Below are 4,734 nucleotides of genomic sequence, written 5' to 3'. Positions count from 1 at the left end.
GGCCGCGATGTCCGAGGCGTCCGGGCGGTCCGCGCCGCGCAGGTCGGCCACCGTCCAGGCCACCCGCAGCACCCGGTCCAGGCCGCGCGCGGTGAGCAGGCCGCGTTCCATGTCGCGCTCGGCGGCGTGCAGCGCGCCGGGGGACGCCGCCAGCCTGGTCCGCAGCTCGTGTCCCGGCACCTCGCTGTTGGTCGTCCACGGGGTGCCCGCCAGCCGCTCGGCCGCCCGTTCCCTGGCGTCCCGCACGCGGGCGGCCACGGTCTCGGTGGACTCGCCGCGGCCGCCCCGGCCCATCAGGTCCTCCCGGGTGACCGGTTCGACGGCCACCCGGAGGTCCACCCGGTCGAGCAGCGGTCCGGAGAGCCTGGCCTGATAGCGCCGCACCGCGGACGGCGGGCACTCGCAGCCGCCCCCGTTCAGGGCGTGCCGTCCGCACGGGCACGGATTGGCGGCCAGCACCATCAGGAACCGGGCCGGCAGCCGCACCACCCCGGCGCTGCGTGCCACCACGACGTGCCCCGACTCCAGCGGCTGGCGCAGCGCGTCCAGCGTCTTCACGGAGAACTCGGGTGCCTCGTCCAGGAAGAGGATGCCGCGATGTGCCAGGGAGACCGCGCCCGGCCTCGGCAGCCCGTTGCCGCCGCCGACCAGCGACTGCATGGTCGCCGAGTGGTGCGGGGCGCAGTACGGCGCGCGGGAGACCAGCGGCTCGCCCGGCGGCAGGATGCCGGCCACCGAGTGGACGGCGGTCACTTCGAGGGACTCCTGCCGGGTGAGCGGCGGCAGGATCGCGGGCAGCCGTTCGGCGAGCATGGTCTTGCCCGCCCCCGGCGGACCGGTCAGCAGCAGGTGGTGGCCGCCGGCCGCGGCGATCTCCAGGGCCTTGCGGGCCCGTTCCTGGCCCGCCACGTCCGCCAGGTCCGGCCGGACGCCCTCGGCTCCCGCCGCTCCCCGGGCGAGCCCGGTGCCCAGTCCGGCGCCGGGCACCATGAGGCCGGCCAGCATCGGATCGGGCCGGCCCTCCTCGCCGGAGCGCCGTTCGTCGGGCACCGGTTCGTCGCAGAGCACCGCGATGAGCTGGCGCAGGCTGCGCACCCCGAGCACGGAGACGCCGGGCACCAGGGCCGCCTCGCCCGCCGTCTGTTCCGGGACGACGACCTGCCGGTAGCCGGCGTCGGCCGCCGCCAGGACGGCGGGGAGCACGCCCCGTACCGGCCGCACCCGGCCGTCCAGCCCCAGTTCGCCGATCATGACCACGTCGTCGATCACCGCCGGATCGATCCGCTCCGCCGCGCCGAGCACGGCGCACGCGACGGCGAGGTCGAATCCCGAGCCGGCCTTGGGCACCGAGGCCGGGGAGAGCCCCACGGTGAGCTTCTTCTGCGGCCACTGGGCCCCGGAGTTGACCACGGCCGCCCTGACCCGGTCCCGGCTCTCGATCAGGCTCTTGTCCGGCAGCCCGACCAGGGTGAACGCGGCCACCCCGGCCTCCAGGTCCGCCTGGACCTCCACCACCACGCCCTCGACGCCCACCAGGGCCACCGAGCAGGCACGCGCGAACCCCATCAGGCCACCCCCCGCGCGTGCTCGGCCAGGGGCGCGCCGCGCTCGGGGAGCACCACACCGACCAGGTCGATGCGGACCCCGCCGGGCGGCGGGCCGCCGTGCCGCTCCAGCCAGAGCGCCGCCAGCCGCCGCAGCCGGTCGGCCTTGGCCGGGCCGACCGCGGCCATCGGATGCTCGAAGGCGCCCTTCCTGCGGGTCTTCACCTCGCAGACCACGAGCGCGTCGCCGTCCATCGCGACGATGTCGATCTCACCGGCGCGACAGCGCCAGTTCCGTTCCAGTACGGACATGCCGGCCTCGGTCAGCAGCCGTACCGCCAGATCCTCGCCGTACCGCCCGAGAGCTCCCCGTGCGTTCATCTCGGCACCACCTCCGGCACCGACTCTGACGCGTTCGCCCCGCCTCAGTGGATCTTGGTGGACGAGCGGGCGATTGTGGACAACTCAGCCACCCGCAAGGTGCTCAGTCGTCCGGAAGCGGCTCAGCCGCCCGGGAGTTCGAGATCGCTCTTGTTCAGCTCCTCGATGTTGACGTCCTTGAACGTGAGGACGCGTACCTGCTTCACGAACCGGGCCGGCCGGTACATGTCCCAGACCCAGGCGTCCGCCATGGACACCTCGAAGAACACCTCGCCCTGGACGGAGTGCACCTGCATCTCGTAGTCGTTGGTGAGGTAGAAGCGCCGTTCGGTCTCGATCACGTATTTGAACAGACCGACGACATCGCGGTACTCCCGGTAGAGCTTCAGCTCCATCTCGGTCTCGTACTTCTCGAGGTCCTCGGCGCTCATTGGCATGTTCCCCTTCAGCCGTGCGTTTCCCCATTGTGCGCCAGGCTCCGGCGCCCCGGCCGCTCAGGCGCGTTCGGGAGCCAGGACCACCGGCGTACGCGGAGGACCCTCGTCGAGCAGCCTCCGGAGCAGGTCGGCGAGCCCGGTGGGGTACACCGTCTCACGGGCCGACGACAGTTCGGCGGAGGTCCACCACCTCAACCCCGAGACACTGCGGCGTTCCAGCCATGTGTGGCCGCTGGTGTCCGTGGCGGTCTGTGCCGTACGGGCCAGGAAGTACCACTCGTCCTGCTCCCAGCGCCGGCCGTCGAAGGGGAAGGAGCAGCGGCGGCGCCAGATCACCGGGCCCAGCTCGGCGGTGGTGATCCCGGTCTCCTCGGCCAGCTCGCGCAGCGCGGCCTCCTCCAGCGTCTCGCCGTCCTCCAGGCCGCCGCCCGGCGTGAACCACCAGGTGCGGGAGGGATCGTCCGGTTCGAAGCCGTGCATCAGCAGGACGCGGTCGTCCGGATCGAGGAGCACCAGCCGGGCGGCCCTGCGTATCTCAGCGGACACCGGCCGCCGCCTCGGGCTTCGCGTTCCGTCGGGGCCGGGTGGCACGGGCCGCGAGCGGGCCGTACACCGCGCCGCCGAGGATGAGGACCATGCCCACGCCCATGGCGGTCAGCTGGAGCCTCAGCGGCCCGGCGGAGGAGACGCCGCCCGGCAGCGCGGCGAACGCCTCGGGCCGGCCGATCATGGAGCCGAGCGGCCAGGCGACCGCGTCGATCCTGGCCTCCACCGAGTCGCGGGGGACCGAGCCGTGCACGGCGTCCTCCAGATGCACGCGGGAGTCCAGCGAGACGGTGCGGTCGTCGCCCAGGAGGAAGATCCGGCCCTCGGGGACCTCGGCGGTGAAGTCCTCTGCCGAGGCGCGGCCCGACGCCCGCAGATACGGTTCGTCGATGGGGATGCCGTTGACCGTGAGGCGGCCGTCCTTGCCGCAGCAGGCGATCTTGTCGCCGCCGACCCCGACGACCCGCTTCACCATGGGCAGGTTGCCCCACCCCGGGTCGGTGAACACCACCACGTCGCCGCGCCGGACCGCGTCGCCGTCCACCCGCTGGGCGAGGACCTTGTCCCCGGCGTTCACCGTGGGGGACATGGAGCCGGTGGGCACGGTGTAGGGGCGGTAGACCAGCGCTCCCCAGACGAAGCCGCCGAGGAACAGCACGCAGCCGAGGGCGACGGCCGCCCCGGAGAGCCTGGCTCCGAGACGGCCGCGGCCGGTGTCGTCATGACCTGTTGCACCCATACCGGCGTCCCCCATCGGAGATCGACAATCGCTGATCCGCCTGGGCACCCTACCCGGCGGTACGCCCGGTGGTCAGCCTCCGCCGGCGCCGGAGTACCAGCGGAAGCGCGCCCGCCAGGCCGAGGACGCCGGGTGCGGCTCCGGCGGCGGCGCTGATGCCCGGCTGGTCGAAGGTGTCCGGAACGGACAGCGCCGACCAGCGGTTCACCGGCCACGCCACCACGATGGCCCGGCCCACGACCTGGCTCACCGGCACGAAGCCCTTGTTGACGTCGTCGGTGTGGTAACGGGAGTCCGCCGAGGCCTGGCGGTGGTCGCCCATGACCCAGATCTTGCCCTCGGGCACCTTGAACGGCCCGAACGGCATGTCGTCGCAGGCGCTGTTGCCGGGGAAGATGTACGGCTCGTCGAGCGCCTTGCCGTTGACCCGGACCGGGCCGCCCTTCTTGCACTCCACGGTGTCGCCGGCGACCGCGATCGTCCGCTTGATCAGATCCTTCTCCTCGGCGGACGGCATCAGCCCGACGAAGCTCAGGAACTTCTGCGCGGCGTTGGGGTTCGGGGTCGGTTCGCCTTCAAGCCACTTGTCCGGGTCGTGGAAGACGACGACCTCGCCGCGTTCCGGTTCGGACCCGAACCACGGCGTCAGCTTGTCGACCAGGACCCGGTCACCCCGCTGGAGCGTGTTCTGCATCGACTCCGAGGGAATCGAGAACGCCTGCACCAGGAACGTCTTGATCAACAGCGCCAGGACCAGCGCGACACCGATGAGGAGGGGCAGCTCCTTCCAGAGCGGGCGGGGGTTCTTCTTCTTGCCGCCGCTGCCGGTGCCGGTGCCCTCTCCCTCCGCCCCGTCCTTGCCGGCTGAGCTGCCCTTGCCGGCCGAGCCGTCCGTGCCCTCCGCAGGGCCGTCGGTCGCGGAGACGGACGGTTCGGGGGTCCGGGCGGCGTCCTCCGGCCCCCCGGCGGCGGCCGGACCCGTACCGTCCGTATCCGTACCGTCCGGGGAGGCGGAGGGCGACCGGGCGCCGTCGGTCACGTCGCTCACGCGTCCTTCCCCACTGCGCCGGCGGCGGCCGCGGCCCGG

General features: G+C 73.1%; 6 protein-coding genes. All 6 read right to left on the bottom strand.

Annotation, left to right across the window (positions count from 1 at the left end):
• On the bottom strand, window positions 1-1,566 hold a 1,566-nt coding region (locus MHW47_RS32100), incomplete at its 3' end, for a YifB family Mg chelatase-like AAA ATPase (protein ID WP_239227378.1).
• Complete coding sequence (locus MHW47_RS32095; protein WP_239227377.1) at window positions 1,566-1,925, bottom strand: YraN family protein; 360 nt, start codon at window positions 1,923-1,925, stop codon at window positions 1,566-1,568. The genes MHW47_RS32100 and MHW47_RS32095, both read right to left, overlap by 1 nt.
• A gap of 122 nt (window positions 1,926-2,047) precedes the next feature.
• Window positions 2,048-2,356 (bottom strand): DUF2469 domain-containing protein, encoded by a 309-nt coding sequence (locus MHW47_RS32090; RefSeq protein WP_003965949.1) that lies wholly within the window; start codon window positions 2,354-2,356, stop codon window positions 2,048-2,050.
• Window positions 2,357-2,419: 63 nt separating this feature from the next.
• Window positions 2,420-2,908 carry an NUDIX hydrolase gene (locus MHW47_RS32085; protein ID WP_239227376.1) on the bottom strand — a complete coding sequence of 163 codons (489 nt, stop codon included), beginning with the start codon at window positions 2,906-2,908 and terminating at the stop codon, window positions 2,420-2,422.
• On the bottom strand, window positions 2,898-3,647 hold the full coding sequence (lepB, locus tag MHW47_RS32080; RefSeq protein WP_239227375.1) for a signal peptidase I: 750 nt from the start codon (window positions 3,645-3,647) through the stop codon (window positions 2,898-2,900). The genes MHW47_RS32085 and lepB (MHW47_RS32080) overlap by 11 nt, the downstream gene beginning before the upstream one ends.
• Window positions 3,648-3,696: 49 nt before the next feature.
• Window positions 3,697-4,695 (bottom strand): signal peptidase I, encoded by a 999-nt coding sequence (lepB, locus tag MHW47_RS32075; protein ID WP_239227374.1) that lies wholly within the window; start codon window positions 4,693-4,695, stop codon window positions 3,697-3,699.
• Window positions 4,696-4,734: the final 39 nt, after the last annotated feature.

Origin of the sequence: Streptomyces sp. OfavH-34-F (assembly GCF_022347745.1) — a bacterium.
Classification (GTDB): Bacteria; Actinomycetota; Actinomycetes; order Streptomycetales; family Streptomycetaceae; genus Streptomyces.
The sequence above is the reverse complement of the archived record's forward strand: the minus strand, read 5'-3'. Positions and strand labels throughout refer to the sequence as shown.